Annotated in this window: 13 protein-coding genes; 10 read left to right on the forward strand and 3 right to left on the reverse strand. The window is 42.8% G+C overall.

The annotated features are described in order from the left end of the window. The first annotated feature begins 3 nt into the window (after positions 1-3). The 7 genes from pyrD to rmf all read left to right on the forward strand — a co-directional run bounded on the left by pyrD (position 4) and on the right by rmf (position 8,697). Positions 4-1,014 (forward strand): quinone-dependent dihydroorotate dehydrogenase, encoded by a 1,011-nt coding sequence (gene pyrD, locus HC752_RS07695; RefSeq protein WP_190334556.1) that lies wholly within the window; start codon positions 4-6, stop codon positions 1,012-1,014. 158 nt (positions 1,015-1,172) lie between these two features. Beyond that, positions 1,173-1,715, forward strand: a complete 543-nt coding sequence (locus HC752_RS07700) for a cell division protein ZapC (RefSeq protein ID WP_190334557.1) — start codon at positions 1,173-1,175, stop codon at positions 1,713-1,715. A gap of 507 nt (positions 1,716-2,222) precedes the next feature. Then, a complete protein-coding gene (rlmKL, locus tag HC752_RS07705; RefSeq protein WP_190334558.1) occupies positions 2,223-4,358 on the forward strand; it encodes a bifunctional 23S rRNA (guanine(2069)-N(7))-methyltransferase RlmK/23S rRNA (guanine(2445)-N(2))-methyltransferase RlmL in 2,136 nt (711 codons plus the stop codon). Between the two features lie 4 nt (positions 4,359-4,362). Then, on the forward strand, positions 4,363-4,614 hold the full coding sequence (locus HC752_RS07710; RefSeq protein WP_190334559.1) for a glutaredoxin family protein: 252 nt from the start codon (positions 4,363-4,365) through the stop codon (positions 4,612-4,614). Beyond that, positions 4,592-6,526, forward strand: a complete 1,935-nt coding sequence (locus HC752_RS07715; RefSeq protein ID WP_190334560.1) for an ABC transporter ATP-binding protein — start codon at positions 4,592-4,594, stop codon at positions 6,524-6,526. The genes HC752_RS07710 and HC752_RS07715 overlap by 23 nt, the downstream gene beginning before the upstream one ends. Positions 6,527-6,535: 9 nt before the next feature. Then, on the forward strand, positions 6,536-8,359 hold the full coding sequence (locus HC752_RS07720; protein ID WP_190334561.1) for a DUF3466 family protein: 1,824 nt from the start codon (positions 6,536-6,538) through the stop codon (positions 8,357-8,359). 164 nt (positions 8,360-8,523) lie between these two features. Next, the gene (gene rmf / locus HC752_RS07725) at positions 8,524-8,697 is read left to right on the forward strand and encodes a ribosome modulation factor (RefSeq protein WP_004409177.1); all 174 of its coding nucleotides are present in this window, start codon (positions 8,524-8,526) and stop codon (positions 8,695-8,697) included. A gap of 142 nt (positions 8,698-8,839) precedes the next feature. Here rmf and fabA read toward each other — a convergent pair whose 3' ends face one another. Continuing rightward, a complete protein-coding gene (gene fabA / locus HC752_RS07730) occupies positions 8,840-9,358 on the reverse strand; it encodes a bifunctional 3-hydroxydecanoyl-ACP dehydratase/trans-2-decenoyl-ACP isomerase (RefSeq protein WP_104399798.1) in 519 nt (172 codons plus the stop codon). Positions 9,359-9,422: 64 nt separating this feature from the next. Then, positions 9,423-11,084, reverse strand: coding sequence for an AAA family ATPase (locus HC752_RS07735; RefSeq protein ID WP_190334562.1), 1,662 nt, complete (start codon positions 11,082-11,084; stop codon positions 9,423-9,425). A gap of 166 nt (positions 11,085-11,250) precedes the next feature. Between HC752_RS07735 and matP the strand changes: the two genes are divergently transcribed. From matP to HC752_RS07750, 3 genes are all read left to right on the forward strand, one after another. Continuing rightward, positions 11,251-11,700: a macrodomain Ter protein MatP gene (gene matP, locus HC752_RS07740; protein ID WP_190334563.1), complete on the forward strand. Its 450-nt coding sequence runs from the start codon at positions 11,251-11,253 to the stop codon at positions 11,698-11,700. A 16-nt stretch (positions 11,701-11,716) separates the two neighbouring features. Further along, a complete protein-coding gene (locus tag HC752_RS07745) occupies positions 11,717-12,028 on the forward strand; it encodes a DUF3634 family protein (RefSeq protein ID WP_190334564.1) in 312 nt (103 codons plus the stop codon). A 174-nt stretch (positions 12,029-12,202) separates the two neighbouring features. Next, the gene (locus HC752_RS07750; RefSeq protein ID WP_190334565.1) at positions 12,203-12,517 is read left to right on the forward strand and encodes a hypothetical protein; all 315 of its coding nucleotides are present in this window, start codon (positions 12,203-12,205) and stop codon (positions 12,515-12,517) included. A 578-nt stretch (positions 12,518-13,095) separates the two neighbouring features. On the opposite strand, the gene HC752_RS07755 is transcribed toward HC752_RS07750, so the two are convergent. Continuing rightward, positions 13,096-16,044: a non-ribosomal peptide synthetase gene (locus tag HC752_RS07755; protein ID WP_190334566.1), complete on the reverse strand. Its 2,949-nt coding sequence runs from the start codon at positions 16,042-16,044 to the stop codon at positions 13,096-13,098. Positions 16,045-16,780 lie beyond the last annotated feature (736 nt).

Raw genomic sequence — 16,780 nt, forward strand, 5'->3', positions numbered from 1 at the left:
ACAATGCTTTACCGTCTAGCCAGAACTGGCTTTTTTCAACTCGATGCCGAAAAGGCACACGATCTCGCAATAGAAAACTTCAAACGTTTCAACGGCACACCTCTCGATCTCTTCTATCGTCAGCAACTTCCACATCGACCAGTCGAATGCATGGGTCTTACGTTTAAAAATCCAGTCGGTTTAGCGGCTGGTTTGGATAAAAACGGTGAGTGTATCGATGCGTTTGGTGCCATGGGTTTTGGGTTTGTCGAAGTAGGGACTGTTACACCCAAACCTCAACCGGGTAACGACAAACCTCGTTTGTTCCGTTTGGTCGAAGCTGAAGGCATCATTAACCGCATGGGCTTTAACAACCTTGGTGTGGATCACCTTGTCGAAAACGTAAAAAAATCGACTTATGATGGCATCATTGGAATTAACATTGGTAAGAACAAAGACACTCCAATTGAAAAGGGAAGTGAAGACTACCTGATCTGTATGGAAAAAGTTTACCAATATGCGGGTTATATTGCGGTGAACATTTCGTCTCCAAACACGCCGGGGCTTCGTTCGCTTCAGTATGGTGAAGCACTTGACGAATTATTGTCTGAGTTGAAATCCAAGCAAGCTGAACTTGAAGTTAAACACGGCAAATACGTTCCACTCGCATTGAAGATTGCACCTGATCTCAGTGATGATGAAATCGTTCAGATATGCGATTCATTGGTCAAAAACAAAATTGATGGCGTAATCGCAACTAACACAACGTTAGATCGCACGATTGTTGAAGGAATGAAAAACGCTAACGAAGCGGGTGGGTTAAGTGGTCGACCACTTCAATCACGAAGCACTGAAGTCGTTCGCAAACTTTATGAAGAGCTAGGCGACAAATTACCCATCATTGGGGTTGGTGGTATTGATTCATATGTTGCCGCAAAAGAAAAAATGATGGCAGGTGCTAAGTTAGTTCAAGTGTATTCAGGTTTTATTTACAAAGGTCCTGGTTTGGTCAGAGATATTGTAAAAAACCTATAAATTATGTTCTGAAAATCACATCATATTCACAAAAACGAAAGGGGACTTTTCCCCTTTTTTTTTGTCGATCGCTTTGTAGAATAAATGAGTAAGTGGATTTTGGTTCAGTGAATTGACGGCTAATTTACTGATCACTATGAAGATTGAAGAGACGGAACATGTTGAAACCAAGCGACAACTGGAAGTGGTACTTTGATAAAGAAGTAAGCGCCCTAGTATTAGGGCTTGATGAAGGCATGGCTTTTAAAGTAGAAATTCCTCAAAAGTTTTTAGTGGATTGCGCATTCAAAGATAGCGAGTTTTCTGTCGATGATGCATCCGCATTCCAGCAATTTAAGGAATCCATACAAACTCTTCCTCTTACTGAGCCAAGACAGGCTCAACTTGTACTCAATTGTGTTGCCACACACCGTTATCATAAGCCAGTCCAACCTAAAAGTTGGTTCTTTGACCATCAGGGCGAAGGGCATAACCCCGTGCAAGGTGAATTGGTTTATCTAAAGAATGAGCTAAATAGCGGCTTGTTCGTTGTTGTTGAAGTGTGCGATAACGCCAGCGTATGTACATCAGTGGAGTTAGAAGGTTTTCAACTTACTGCATCAAAATCCCTCAGTTTTTGTCAGTCTGTCAAAGTGATGCATGATCGTATTGCTAGGGCAGAAGCATTTGACAACTATGCGCCGATAGCTCTGGTAGGCTAGTAAGCGTTTTTACACCCTAATGAAATCGTTCCTTCGAGCTGTTGGCATCGCCAATAGCTCTTTTTTTGTCTCCAAACCATCAAACTATCTTGCATTTATTTATCTCATCCCGCTATCGCCAATATCAGTTATGAGAAATTTGAGCGTCGTCATATAAAAAGTGTACTTATTTGAACGGCAGCTTTTACACAAATTCCTGCTCCTGAAGCAAAAAAATTCCCGTTTTAGCCTCAAATGAGGCTTTATTACCGCCAATATTTCAGTCTGGTATATACCAAATTTAGATTGAATAAGTATGCACTATCGCTTTAAGTCCTTTAAAAGCGTCACAAATATTGTCACTAAGTACTTACTGACCAAATGGGGAGCCATTTCTTGAGAGGAACGAAAAAATCGATTGAAAATTGTTCACTTAGACTGTTGAGATTAATCTTTGGAAAGATTGGGTTCGGTTTGTGCTTCTCGCTCAGGTATAATCGAGCTCATTTTTGTTACCAAAAGACCAGTATGAATCAGTATTTAGCCGTTACTTCCAACGGACTTGAAAACCTACTTGCAGAAGAATTGAAAAATTTGGGGATTGAAGACCCAAAACCAGTTCAGGCAGGGGTAAAATTTAAGGCGACCAACGAGCAAATCTACAGAATATGTATGTGGAGTAGGTTGGCATCACGTTTCGTTCGTATCCTTTCCGAATTCAATTGTCAGGATGATATGGATTTGTACTTATCGGTTACGGCGATTAACTGGTCATCGCATTTTACTAGCAGTAAAACGTTCGTAGTGGACTTCAATGGTACAAACCGAGAAATTCGCAATAGCCAATACGGTGCTTTGAAAGTCAAAGACGGCATCGTTGACTCATTTAATAAAAAGAACCTTCCTCGACCGTCGATCCAGAAAGATCATCCAGATCTGCGTGTGCACGTACGCCTTTATAAGGACAAAGCATTGATAGGCTTTGATATGGTTGGTTCTGGACTGCACCACCGAGGTTACCGAACCGAAGCAGGTAAAGCGCCACTTCGTGAGACACTGGCAGCGGCGATTATTTCACGCTGTGGCTGGCAGAAGGGGAATAACTTACTCGACCCTATGTGTGGTTCAGGTACTTTATTGATTGAAGCAGCGATGATGGCAGCCAATATTGCACCTGGCGTTAATCGTAAGTATTGGTGTCTTGAGTCACTTTCTGATTTCGAGCCAGAAACATGGGCAGAGATTAAGTCTGAAGCCAATGTACAAGCACGTAAGGGTGTTAAAAAGGTTGAATCTAAGTTTTATGGATTTGATAACGATGCACGCGTTCTGAAGACTGCCCGTGAAAATGCTAAACGAGCGGGTGTTGAATCACTGATTCGTTTTGCGAAAGAGGACGCTGCGCAGGTTAAACGCCCTGAAGACTTTGATGGCGGCGTTGTTGTTTCAAACCCTCCTTACGGCGAGCGTTTAGGAACACAACCAGGTCTCATCGCATTATACACTGCATTCGGAGCACAATTAAAAGCCGAATTTGGTGGCTGCCAGGCGTCTATTTTCTCTTCTTCTGATGAATTGTTGGCATGTTTACGCATGCGCGCTGAGAAACAGTTTAAGCTGTCTAATGGTGCGTTACAATGTCACCAGAAGAATTACAATATCAGTGAAAGAAGTCACGCTCCTGCGTCTGAATCGAATCAAGAGACGAAACAAGAATCTTCGGTTGCCCCTGCTTTTTCGAATCGTCTGAAGAAGAATTTAACCAAACTGAGTAAGTGGGCGAGAAAAGAGAAATTAGATTGTTACCGTGTATACGATGCGGATCTACCTGAATACAACGCGGCAATCGATATTTACCAAGATCATATTGTTATTCAGGAATATGCAGCACCTAAAAATATACCTGAAGAAAAAACCAAACGCAGATTGACCGATATTATCCGCGCTACTATTCAGGTAACAGGCGTTGAAGCGAATAATGTTGTACTTAAGGTGCGTGAGAAGAAGAAAGGAAATAGCCAGTACCAAAAACTCAGTCAAAATTCTGAGTTCATGCAGGTAACGGAATACGGCGTGGATCTTTTAGTGAATCTTCACGACTACCTAGATACTGGTTTATTCCTCGATCACAAGTTGACACGTCGAAAGCTTGGCCAGCTCGCAGGCGGTAAAGATTTTCTTAACTTATTTGCTTACACAGGTTCTGCGACAGTGCATGCCGCTTGCGGTGGTGCTAAATCGACAACCACGGTAGACATGTCCAAAACTTACCTAGAATGGGCTCAAGAAAACTTGGCTATCAATGGTATCTCTGGGAATGAGCATCAATTTATTCAAGCTGACTGCCTTCAATGGCTAGAGCAAGCAACTGGTGAATTTGATCTTATCTTTATCGATCCTCCAACGTTTTCGAACTCTAAGCGTATGGAGCAGTCTTTCGATGTACAACGTGATCACGTTCAGTTAATGAAACATTTAAAAAGGCTGTTACGCGGTAACGGCACTATTGTCTTTTCTAACAATAAACGGCATTTTAAAATGGATTTAGACGCGCTGGCTGAGCTTGGGTTACAAGCAGAGAATATTTCTTCTCAGACGTTGCCTCAGGACTTTGCGCGTAACAAGCAAATCCATAATTGCTGGATCGTCACTCATCAAGGATAAGGGTGTGATAACTCTCTACAGTACAGAAGGGTGCCATTTATGTGAGATGGCATATGGCTTGTTAGGGCAGGCTGGCGTGACTGAACACGTCGAAGTTGTTGATATTGCATTTGACGACAACCTATATAAACGTTACGGGGTCACAATTCCAGTTGTTGCGATTGCAGGTTCAGAGCCTTCAGAATTGGGGTGGCCTTTCGATTTACAAGAATTACAACAATGGTTAGAGAAACATGGCATTAATTACCATTCATAATGGACAACTTGCGTTCGGTGATCACCCATTGCTTGATCGCGCAGATTTTGTACTTCAGGAAAATGAACGTGTTTGTTTAGTTGGACGTAACGGTGCTGGCAAATCGACACTCATGAAGATTCTGGCGGGTGAAGTCGTTCTGGACGACGGCAAAATGCAAGTCACCCAAGACGTTGTTGTTTCTCGATTAGAACAAGATCCGCCGCGTAATGAATCTGGCACAGTTTTCGATTACGTTTCTGAAGGTTTATCGGGCGCGGGTGAGCAACTTAAGATCTATCAAGATCTTCTTGATCTCGTTGCTGTCGACCCAAGCGAAAAAAATATAAATAAGCTTGCAGCGACGCAAGAGCAACTTGAGCATACTGGTGCTTGGCGATTTGAAGACCGAATTAAGAATGTTTTGGACGCTTTAAAATTGGACGGACATACGCTCCTTTCCAATTTATCTGGGGGGTGGCAACGAAAAGCAGCCCTAGCTAGAGCATTGGTCTGCGAGCCTGACGTCTTGCTGCTCGATGAACCGACCAACCACTTAGATGTAACAACCATCGAATGGCTAGAAGGCTTCCTGAAAGACTTCCGTGGCTCCATCATTTTTATCTCGCACGACAGAGCGTTCATTAAATCCATGGCAACGCGAATTGTCGACTTGGATCGGGGTCAGCTGGCCAGTTTCCCAGGTGACTATGAAAATTATCTGGTTGAAAAAGAAGAAATGCTTCGCGTAGAAGAGATGCAAAACGCGGAATTCGACAAAAAGCTCGCTCAGGAAGAAGTTTGGATTCGCCAAGGCATTAAAGCTCGACGCACTCGTAATGAAGGGCGCGTAAGAGCCTTAAAAGCATTGCGAAGGGAAAGAAGCGAGCGTCGGGAAGTGCAAGGCAAAGCGAATATTCAAATAGATGAGGCGTCGCGTTCAGGGAAGATCGTTTTTGAAGCTAAAAACGTTCACTTTGGTTTTGAAGGCAATACCATTGTTGATGACTTCACCTTTAACATTATGCGCGGCGATCGAATTGCGTTGATTGGTCCAAATGGGTGTGGCAAAAGTACGGTATTAAAACTGCTTTTAGGGACGCTTGAGCCGGATTCCGGCAAGCTTCATTGTGGAACGAAGCTCGAAGTGGCTTATTTTGATCAGTACCGAGAAATTTTGGATCCAGAGAAATCCGTTATCGATAATCTAGCGGATGGTAAACAAGAGGTTATGGTAGGTGGTCGTCAGCGTCACGCATTGAGTTACCTCCAAGATTTCCTTTTTTCTCCTAAACGAGCTCGAACTCCCGTTAAAGCGTTGTCTGGTGGAGAGAAAAACCGTCTTCTGCTGGCCCGTATTTTCCTTCGGCCCAATAATTTATTGGTGCTCGATGAACCAACCAACGATTTGGATATTGAAACTCTGGAACTTTTGGAAGAATTGCTTGCCAACTATCAGGGTACTTTGCTGTTAGTCAGTCACGATAGAGAGTTTGTAGACAATACCGTCATGACAAGCTGGATTTTTGAAGGCAATGGTCGGATAGAGGAATTTGTTGGTGGCTATCATGACGCGCAGCAGCAAAGAGCTCAAGCTAGGTCTTTAAGATCAGCAGCACAACCAACTGAGGGCAGTGGTGCGAAGGTTAAAGATGAGAAACAGGTTGAGGAAAGTCCCAAAAAATCAGCCGATCGCCCCAAGCCTAAGAAGTTATCGTATAAGCTACAGCGAGAGCTTGAAACGTTACCGCAACGGTTAGAAGACTTAGAGCAAAAGATTGAAGATTTTCAGGCGCAGATAAATGATCCGGAATTTTTCTCGCAACCGGTCGATACTACGCAATCTGTATTGGATAAGTTATCCGCTGCGGAACAGGAATTAGAAATTGCTTTTGAGCGCTGGGAAGAGCTTGAAGCAATGCAACAGGAATAAGAATTAACTATGAGTCGTAATAGAGTATTTAAACTTTCGGCAATAACGTCACTGATCATAGGTTCAACAACTGCTCATGCCGCGTTATACAGTATTGAAGTTGTTAGCAGCTCAGAGAATGAGAATTTTGGCTCAGCGATCAGCGAATCCACAGGTGTGACTAACTGCTTCGCAGAAGACTGTGTGAGTAACAACGCGAATCCTATTGTTGCTTCAAGAGGGCGGCTTGGTGAATCAGGTCAGTGGCTCAATGATGAAATGGATTTTCTTTTTGATAACCGCTTTCGGTTTGTTGATCAAGCAAACAGTCGTAGTGAATATCGTAAATATTGCGATTACAATTTACGCTATAACACTTGTGATGCATGGGCTGATCGCTTTTTCTACGGAACGAACGGTTCTGGCGGTAGCCAACGCGTCTTGAACTCCTTTACGTGGTCGACGCCATTCTCTGCGGAGAATAACAATACCAAAGCATTTTTATCCAGTGGTCCGTTGATTTCTGAAGTCCCGGGATATATTTCTGGCACGAATGAAGTTGTGGTGAACAGCTTTGATGGTGAGACGCCTATCGGTAATTCAAGTAGTGGCTATCTTCATACTGGTTCAAGTAATTATGCTCGCCAATATAAGAGCAGAGGATTCTATGGCTCTACCGTGCTTGAGCCTATAGTGACATCCCAGCCACTGGATACAATGGGCGTGACTCGGGCATTCGACTCATTTGAATATAACGGCAAGACATATGTCGTCGGTTCGTCTGCATTTTCTATCTACGGTGATAAGTCGAATTGCGATACGGTATCTGACCCGCATACGCGATCTCAATGCCAAAATCTTCGTTTTAATAATCAAGCGGTGATGTGGGACGTAACCAATGCTTCTTCGGTGAACGTCACTAAAGTTACGGATGCGTCCAGTGGTAACCAATCAAGCCAAGCGAGTGTTAGAGCAGCAGCAGTTGACCCTAACAATTCATATAAACCGGTGCTAGTTGGTTTCTACAATCGTAAAAACTCGTCAGACATGCTCCCGGAAGCCGCGATATTTTTACCGACGTTCAATGCTGATGAAATAGACGGTTGGACAACGAAACCAATCAGTGGCACAACGTTGAACCCTGATGGGTACATCTATCACAGTTCCATTGCGACAGACATTAATCAGAATATGCTGGTTATTGGTTCCACCAAGCGTGGTAATTACGATTACAAGCGTAGCCGAACAGATGTGCCTGTAGAAGAGGGGGCATTAAACAATCGTTTGTGGGTTGCGAATGCTTCTACTAGTAACCCTACCGCCACTTACTTAACCGAAGGCATCTTCTTTGCTGGTTCTGGTGGGGACATGCGCGCCGTGAACGATTTTAATGAAATCGTAGGTCGTATCGATGCTGAAAATGTTCGTGAGGTGGATGGTAAGATCCGACGTAAGCGTGGCTTTATCTACCCATACAACGCAGGAAGCATTGCAGATAATCGTGGGGATATTTTCCAAAGCAAAGCTTGGTGGCTTGATGATCTTACTAACGATGGATCGGTTTCAGGTCACAATAACCAGTTCAGGATCATTGATGCAAACGACATCAACAACGCTGGCATCATTTCTGCTTCTGCAATGATGTGCGTTGGTGGCTATAAAACGACGAGTCACAATGCGTCGTGTCGTGGTACGGAAAAGCTTGTTTCTGTTAAGCTTACGCCTAAAAATGGTGCGACAGCTGCAAATATTCAGCCACGTTCGGCGGATAAAGATCCTGTAGAACGTAATGGTGCAGGGCTAGGGATCCTTATGCTGGCAGCCTTATCACTGATTAGTTTCCGCCGTAAATAAAAATATTGTTAATACTGGGCATGGGTTCACAAAAATGGATCCGTGCCTTTTTTGAACCTTGAGGATCGCGGCGGATTGTACAATTCTTATTAACGGAGTCATAAAAACTCCACGCAACAGTAATAGTAGTAATATAACGAATTACATTGTATGAGGACTGTACTATGAAGAGACAGAAGCGTGATCGCCTTGAAAGAGCTCAATCTCAGGGATATAAAGCGGGTCTGAACGGTAGATCTCAGGAGGCTTGCCCTTATCAGCAGATGGACGCGAAATCGTATTGGCTAGGCGGTTGGCGTGATGCCAGAGATGACAAACAAGCTGGTCTCTACAAATAAATTTATCCACCCATACACTTTACTCTTTATAGACCCCACATTTTGGGGTCTTTTTAATGAGTCTTAATGCACTATAACTAAATTTTTTGACGAAAAAAATACAGTGGGGCAGCCACTGTATTCGAAAAATCAAACGTCAATCTTAGAAAGAAGAGGTGTCTTGGAAAAGACCAACTTTCAGATCTTTCGCGACATAGATTTCCTTTCCGTCTACCAGAACTCGACCATCCGCTAAGCCCATTACCAGCCTGCGGTTTACAACACGCTTCATATCAATTTGGTAGGTCACTTTTTTCGCCGTTGGAAGAATTTGACCGGTGAACTTCACTTCACCGACGCCAAGAGCACGACCCTTGCCTTCGCCACCAACCCAACCGAGGTAGAAACCAACTAGCTGCCACATTGCGTCTAGACCAAGACAACCAGGCATAACTGGGTCGCCAGGAAAGTGGCAGTCAAAGAACCAGAGATCAGGAGTAATATCTAGTTCTGCTTCAATACGTCCTTTACCATATTCGCCTTCGGTTTCAGACATCTTAGTGATGCGATCCATCATGAGCATGTTTGGGGCAGGAAGTTGAGGACCGTTAGGACCAAACAGCTCGCCGCGGCTAGAAGCTAGAAGTTCTTCGCGATTATACGATTCACGTTTATTTTGCATTATTTATTACTCCAAAAATACGTAGAGGCATCTTAGTGAACAGGTGTACGCTAAACAAGTCGGATCAGTTATGGTCGAACCACTGTTTTATTCGATCAATCAAACGATTACCTTGCTCTGGCTTTTCAAAATTTTCCAATCTTTCAATGATTTTTGCCAATATTGTGTCTTCACCGTCACCTCTGAATTCCTTACCAGTCAATAATGGTAAGGCTTGATCAACCGATTCAACGGTCCAAATATGGAATTTATTCTCTTTAATCGCGTCCACAAGCTCATCCTTTAAAACAAGATGTTTAAGGTTTGTAAGCGGTAAAATAACGCCTTGTCCGCCAGTCAGACCTTGGTGAGCGCATACGTTATAGAAACCTTCAATTTTTTCATTCAACCCGCCTACGGCCTGTACGCGACCAAATTGATCAACGGCACCTGTCACAGCGATTTGCTGGTTTATAGGGACTTCTGAAAGCGCACTTAAAAAAGAGCACAGTTGCGCCAGCGAAGCGCTGTCTCCGTCTGTTTCGCAGTAAGACTGTTCAAACACAATCGACGCAGAGTATGGCAAAGGTTCCTCAAGATCCAACGCTCTGCTTACAAACGCTTGCATGATCATCATACCTTTGGCATGGATGTTACCAGCTAAATCTGCTTTGCGTTCTACATCCAAAATGTCGCCATCGCCAAAGTGCATAACACATGAAATGCGCGCAGGTTCGCCGTAAGATGTAGGGTGACCTGCAATGTCAACGACGGTTAGCCCGTTGACTTGCCCAATTTGTTCACCCTCAGTTTCAATAACGACCTGACCATCGAGAATATCTTCAAGTGCGCGTTTAGGTAGATAAGATTCGGAAAAATATTTTGATGCTAACGCGGCTTTAATATGAACACCTTCAATGATGCCTGAATCGGATTCGATAGCAGCTTCGCTGATAAGTCTATTATGCCAAAGTGGGCTTAGTGGGAAAAACTGTTGGTCTTCACATTCGCGGGCACCCGCTCGGAGTAGCTCCTGTATTCCTGAAGGGCTTAGAGAAGGGAGAGAATAGAGTGATATTAAGTACTTGACATAGCCCAGATACTTTTCTAGCGAGCCGTTATCTATACGGCATTCAGGTTCTAACTCGGAAAACATGCAGAAATCACTTCCCATATCTGCGTCCATGTAATCCAAATCACCCATTTGGGTCCTGTCGCCAAGCACTATTAGCTTAACGTCAACAATGCGTTCTGGAGTTTCATTTGGCAAATACTTTGAAGCACAAGGGACTAAGCTAAATGCTTCTCCCAAGAGTGCCGATTTTAATTTCAGCCAACTCGAAGGGTTTGCAAGCAAAAGATTTGCCGAAACCAATAGGTATCCACCATGCGCTTGATATAGCAAACCTTCATTTACGCGCGAGATTTCTCCGTTTATGGACTCAAAAGAGCCAAAAATTGCCTTTGGATCGACTGTTTCTGTTTTTAGGACGGGTTTGCAATCGAAATCTCCAGACTGTTGTAATTCTTGAAACGAACGAACCAATATTTGGCGATAAATCGCGTTGTCTGGACCATTAACTAGAAGGACACGAGTTAAATTGCTAAGTTTATCAAAACGGGCTAAAGCAGAAGAGAAGCGAGGCTGCATTGTTAAAAAAGAGCGTGAGTCTAATGTCTCAAACTGTTTGAACAGCGATTTATAGTTGTCGTATTGTGGGGTGGCTTTCTGCCAAGTTTGCTGCATTTTCTGCTTTTCATAAATTTCAAAAGAGCCAAAGTATATAAAAATTCCCCAGCTCGAGATACAGAAGAATGCCAATTCAAATTAATAAAAGTGTGATCGCTAGAAGATTGTAATTCATTAGGAACTGGGTTACGCTGTAACACGAGTTTAAATTAAGGACAGGTTCATGAAATATCAACAGCTTGATAACCTTGAGTGTGGTTGGAAGTGGCAGTACCTCATCAAGAAATGGAAGGATGGTGAATCGATCACGAAACATCTCGATTCTAGCGAGGCAGATCAAGCCGTTGAGCAGTTGAAACGTATAGAGCATGAACCAACATTTGTTCTGGAATGGATCGATCGACACATGTCTTCTGAGCTCGACAATAAGATGAAGCAGGCGATACGAGCTAAGCGAAAACGTCACTTCAATGCTGAGCAAGTTTATACCAAAAAGAAGTCCATTGATCTTGATTACCGCGTATGGGAAAAACTGTCCGGGCGTGCGAATGAATTAGGCTGTACGCTGTCTGATGCGATTGAATATTTGTTAAGTGAGGCATCTCGCAGTGAAAAAGCGAGCAAAACGGTAAATAGCCTAAAAGAAGATTTAAGTAAGTTATTGTCGGGTTGATATCAAGGAGATAAACATGTTGTGGCTTTTGTTGGTCGCTGCCGTTGTAATATTTTGGTTAATTGGCGTTGACCGCCCAAAACTCAAAGCTGAGTTTAGAGATGGCGAGATAGCTACATTTAAAGGTCATTTCCCCGCGGGCTTTAAACATAACTGCCTAGAAATTGGTCATAAAATGCCATTTTCTGGTGTTGTAAAAGTTTACTCAACTCGTAATGGTGCAAGGCTGACCTTTAGCAAAAATATACCGAATAAAGTTCAACAACGAATTAGGAACGTATTTCCCCATCAAGGTTTTAAGCACGACTCATCAAAAAAATCTGCGTAACGTTTTGTATTGTCTCTCACCTAAGCACCAAGCCGTTTTGGCTTGGTTCAAATCCCTCTCCATAGGCTTAATTCCTTCAAATACAGTTAGATTTAGGTCGTAAAAATCACTCTATTCATTAGGTCAATAACCATTTTAAGCGTTAATTTTTAACCAACGCAAAAGGGGAGAGTGATGAACCTGAGAATATTGTTGCTAGTAAGCTGCCTTGTCACACCTGTTTATGCCGATGATTCACAAACCAACAACGTTGCCGCTAAAATAAAAGCAAAAGTTGAAAAAGTAATACGAAATTACAAGAAGCCACTACAAGGCTATTGCAACTACATGATTGAAATGGAACATAAAGGCAAATATGCCTATATCAAAAGAGTGAGCTATACCGGAGATAGAAAGATATGCAAGTTGGGAAGGCGAGGTATTAAGAAAGGGATGCGATTCAAATACCACGTACCCGAAAAACTGATTAGGATTCACGTTTCAGAGTAGTCACATCCCTAAGCTAAGGGCGCAATATATCAATGGTATTGATTAACGCACTATAACTAAATTGAATGTAAATATAACTCAACCAACGTCTTAAACAGTTTTGACTTCAACAGCCTATAAGATTCAGTTTACCTACTAAAATTAAGCCTTCTTGAAATAACCGTCCAGATAGCAAAAAGGAGCCTTAAAAAGGCTCCTTAACCCCAGTGCAGCAAGCAAAGGTGTGAGGTCGTGGTAATAATGCAATCGATTACATTTGTGTGTAAACCATTATTAACCAATATTGGATATTGATCTCATAAAAATATATATCTTTCATCTAGTTACAACTCTTGTTCTCATCTGATACCAATATTTCGAAAAATACTGTGAACTGAGAAAGATATCGATCAATGCATAAGCCTCATACGCACACTGCCAATTTGTAGAATATGACTGTCTTGATTCAATGCTAGGTAAACGTAGGAATGGTAAAACTTGGTAGGTGTGCTGTGCTTATGTGATTTGCAAATACAGTGAAGAGACGATGGTGTGGCCACCGTCTTTTCATTTCAATTACCGTTATATATTGGCAATTCTTAAGATGCAGCGATGTAAGGTGACATAGATTGAATTAACCCTTTCATGTCCTTATCCTCTCTAACAATAGAGTAATGATCGCCACTCAGCTTTTGTACTTCCATATCTTTAAGGTAAGGAGCCCAGGTTTGTGGGTTAGGGTACCACGCCATTGGGTTTTCAACGCTAGGCTGAGCATGCAAGTAAAGAATTTTGCCTTGAATACTTAAAGGAGTTGGTATGTACCCATGGACGGCATCTTTTGTCGTATTTTCCATAGCCAATAATCGAGCGAAATAGTCACTGGTTAGAGCAGGGGGAAAGATGCCCTTTAATTGTCCTTTGCCCACGATGTAGTTGAGCCTATCCATCTGGTTGTGAAGTCTACGTAACTTTTGGGTTGGGATGTCTAACTTAAACGCGTATTTGAAGAAAAGATGCAAAGTTTCAACAGAGTCTTCTTGCTCTGGTTCATACATAACGCCATTTAACGCATTACGAATTTGAACTTTGTCGTTTTGAGTCACTTTCCCTTGCTGCATCGCATGTTCGAATAAGAGTTCGAATTGTGCTTCGGGATCCTTGTGCTCTCTAAGTTGCTCTGCTGAAATGTCTAAGCTGTACATTTGTTTGAAAAAGGTAGAGAGCCCTTGAGCAATGTCAGTGTTCTCTCGCAGGTGATACCCATTCGGTAAATCGACTAGGGCGAGCATCCCCACTTTTCTATCTGATTTTTCTAAAATACGAGCTATTTCTATGGAAATTGGTGCTCCTGCACAATACCCCATAATGAATACGTCACCCTGTGGTTGTTGCTTCATTATTAGATCTGCGTAGCGTTGTGCATAGTCTGGCACAGAGAGTCGAGCGATTTCTTCTCCTGCTTCAGCACCGGGTGCTCTCAATCCATAGACATTCAAAGTTTCTGGAAGTAATGGCACCATCTTTTGGTACACCTGCACGTGACCATCTCCTGGATGCACCAAGAACAGATGTTCATCGCTGTCAGATGATTTCATCTCAATCAGAGAGTTGATTTCAGAAGGTGCTAATAATGCTTCGGGTTGCGGGTTACTTATAGCGCGTTCAACCGCAGTTGATAAACTCAGCAGCGTATCGTTATGCATGAGCGTGTCCGATTTAATTTGGATAGTAAACTCTCGATTCACTTCCGATAGCATGGATAACAATTGTAGTGAACTACCGCCTAAATCCGTAAAGCTATGTTCCAGATAAACGGGAGCACTCATTGAAAGAATATGCTGCCAAATACTCGCGATACCTAATTGCGTAACGGTTTGCGGTGCCGTTTGAGCCATCTGAACACGTTTGGAATCCTGAGCATTTGATTTGATTAAAACCGTATCTAACTTCCCACCCACTTTTATCGGGAAGCGCTCCAACCAAGCATAACGCTTAGGGAGCATATAAGAGGGAAGCTGTTTCGTTAAATATCGGCTGAGCTCACAAGCGATTCTATCAGCATCTTGCGGGGTTTCTGCGGTGTGGTATGCCGTTAATGAAACGGGGGTACCTTGTGAGTTCCGCTCCACATCTATGTGGATGTCGATGTGACGAGTACTAAAAAGGAAGGCACAAGCTTCTTTTAATTGGTTCGCCACTTCATCGGTAACGACAAGCTGCCCAGCAATCTTGATTTGATTATCCTGCCGACCAACAAAGATCAGTTCATTCTCATTGGAAATCTCGACAATATCGCCTGTTCGGTAAAAGCACTCAATATTATCGGTGAGAGGATCGGGGATATACAGGTATCGGCTTTGGTTGTTTTTCTGATCTTTATACACGTTTTGAAGTCGATTGCTAACTAATAACTCACCTTTTTCGCCTGTTCCGCATAGTTGCCAGTTGCCCGTGATTGTACACAGCCTCATAACACGAACATCGACCCCTCGAACCGGCTTGCCAAGGGTAGTTGGTAAAATTTCTTTCGATAATCCTGAATCGAAAAGTACCGAGCTCATTACCCAAATGCCGGCTTCTGATGGACCATATCCATTAACTACGCGAGATACGCCCGCTTTTGCAAGGCGAGGGGGAAGATCGTCACTAAATGCCTCACCAACCAACATTACAGTATTCAAGGGGGCGAAAATACGCGCCGGGTTACCTTCATGAGTTTGAAGCAAATGGTTAACGTGTGACGGTGTGATTGTCATATGTGACACTTGTTGTTCTTCGATAAACTTCACAAAGCCTTGATGGCAAAACATGGTTTGCTCATCTATCAACACTAAACATGCACCGTTTCCTAGAGATATTGCTAATTCATTAACGACGGCATCAAAGTTACGTCGAGAAAGTTGTATTAGACGGCTTTCAGGGCACAAATGAAGCTCCTCGCTGGCAGAGCGAGTGAGGTTCGATAGTGGAAGCATTGGCATCGCTATCACTTTAGGTTCCCCCGTTGTCCCTGAACTACAGAATACGCAAGCGTTGCTACGAGATCCTACCGCGGCAATACGTGTTTTAGCGGTGTTATCAATATTGTGCTGATGCTCGCTCAGCACGAGTGTTTCAAATTCATCCATACCTTGGGAGAGATGAGCATTGTCTTCGTCAAGGAGAATGAGAGTAGGGGCGATTTTTCTTAAACGTTTGTTGTTAACTTCTAGTCCCAGTTTCGGCTCGACGAAATGAATTGCCGCACCCAGTTTAAGAACCGCTAAAAACGCGGTTGCAACATCTATGTTAACTCTAGAAAAACATACGGCGACAACTTGACTCGTATTCCCTGTAGGCAACTTCCCGAGAACACCTTGCAAATAGTTTGCGAGTTGATTCGCTTTGTTATCCAATTCTTGATAGCTAAATGAGTCCCCTGAAGGGTTTAAAATGGCTTGATGACTGGGAAACTGACGCGTAATTAGCTCGAACTGTTGTAGCCACGGCAAAGACACATGATCGCTTTTAGCAGAGAGTTTGTGGTGATGAATTGAAGCATCCATATCTGAATTGATCCATTGAAGACAGGCGAATTGAAAACGCTCCTCATAGATACCCTTGCGCTCAAATTATTTATGCTTAAGTCAGCAAGGTAAAACAGTCTTTACCCTTTATATAAAGAGAAGAGGCAGCCTAATAAAAATTGCCCGTAACCTATCAAAACATTGTGAATAGTTTTACCGATTAATATTCTCTTAAATGAGATATTGCACCAATTTTGAAAAAATATGAAATGAAGAAATAAGTAAATTACATCAATGAGTTAAGCCATTATTCAATGGCAAAACTATCAATGTTGATTTTGTTATTTCTTGTGGAGAAATGGGATACGAAATATTGATTCGCCTCTACAACGTCGCAAAATTGGTCTGCGGCAAGGCTCCACAGGGCTCACGCTACAAAAAACCACTGGCACAAAATGCTTATGTAAGAAGTCATCATGTCATACAGCCAAGGCAGTGTTTAGCAGTTAAACGTCGGTGATAATCCGCACACGAATTCAGATGATGTTCACTGTATCCGTTCCGTTCAAAGTCAAATAGGATAACGTTGTTGACTCGTTTTGGCTTGGATCGGTGAAGCATATTCTAGGCGAGCGACGTCATGTTAGTTCAATGTCTTGGTCACTCATAAGAGGTATATTGGTTAAGGGGTTTCAAAGCTCGTATGTATGAGAATACTTTTAATTTCTCAAGCTGGATATTAGTATCTGGAATACATACCTTGGTGCGCATTATT

The sequence above is a fragment of the Vibrio sp. S9_S30 genome, from assembly GCF_014694455.1.
In the GTDB taxonomy this organism is placed as follows: domain Bacteria; phylum Pseudomonadota; class Gammaproteobacteria; order Enterobacterales; family Vibrionaceae; genus Vibrio.

Coding starts and splice junctions, on each gene's coding strand:
- pyrD (WP_190334556.1), top strand. CDS start 4: ATGCTTTACCGTCTAGCCAGAACTGGCTTTTTTCAACTCGATGCCGAA.
- rmf (WP_004409177.1), top strand. CDS start 8,524: ATGAAGAGACAGAAGCGTGATCGCCTTGAAAGAGCTCAATCTCAGGGA.
- HC752_RS07700 (WP_190334557.1), top strand. CDS start 1,173: ATGTTGAAACCAAGCGACAACTGGAAGTGGTACTTTGATAAAGAAGTA.
- HC752_RS07720 (WP_190334561.1), top strand. CDS start 6,536: ATGAGTCGTAATAGAGTATTTAAACTTTCGGCAATAACGTCACTGATC.
- fabA (WP_104399798.1), bottom strand. CDS start 9,358: ATGCAAAATAAACGTGAATCGTATAATCGCGAAGAACTTCTAGCTTCT.
- rlmKL (WP_190334558.1), top strand. CDS start 2,223: ATGAATCAGTATTTAGCCGTTACTTCCAACGGACTTGAAAACCTACTT.
- HC752_RS07750 (WP_190334565.1), top strand. CDS start 12,203: ATGAACCTGAGAATATTGTTGCTAGTAAGCTGCCTTGTCACACCTGTT.
- HC752_RS07715 (WP_190334560.1), top strand. CDS start 4,592: ATGGCATTAATTACCATTCATAATGGACAACTTGCGTTCGGTGATCAC.
- matP (WP_190334563.1), top strand. CDS start 11,251: ATGAAATATCAACAGCTTGATAACCTTGAGTGTGGTTGGAAGTGGCAG.
- HC752_RS07745 (WP_190334564.1), top strand. CDS start 11,717: ATGTTGTGGCTTTTGTTGGTCGCTGCCGTTGTAATATTTTGGTTAATT.
- HC752_RS07735 (WP_190334562.1), bottom strand. CDS start 11,084: ATGCAGCAAACTTGGCAGAAAGCCACCCCACAATACGACAACTATAAA.
- HC752_RS07755 (WP_190334566.1), bottom strand. CDS start 16,044: ATGGATGCTTCAATTCATCACCACAAACTCTCTGCTAAAAGCGATCAT.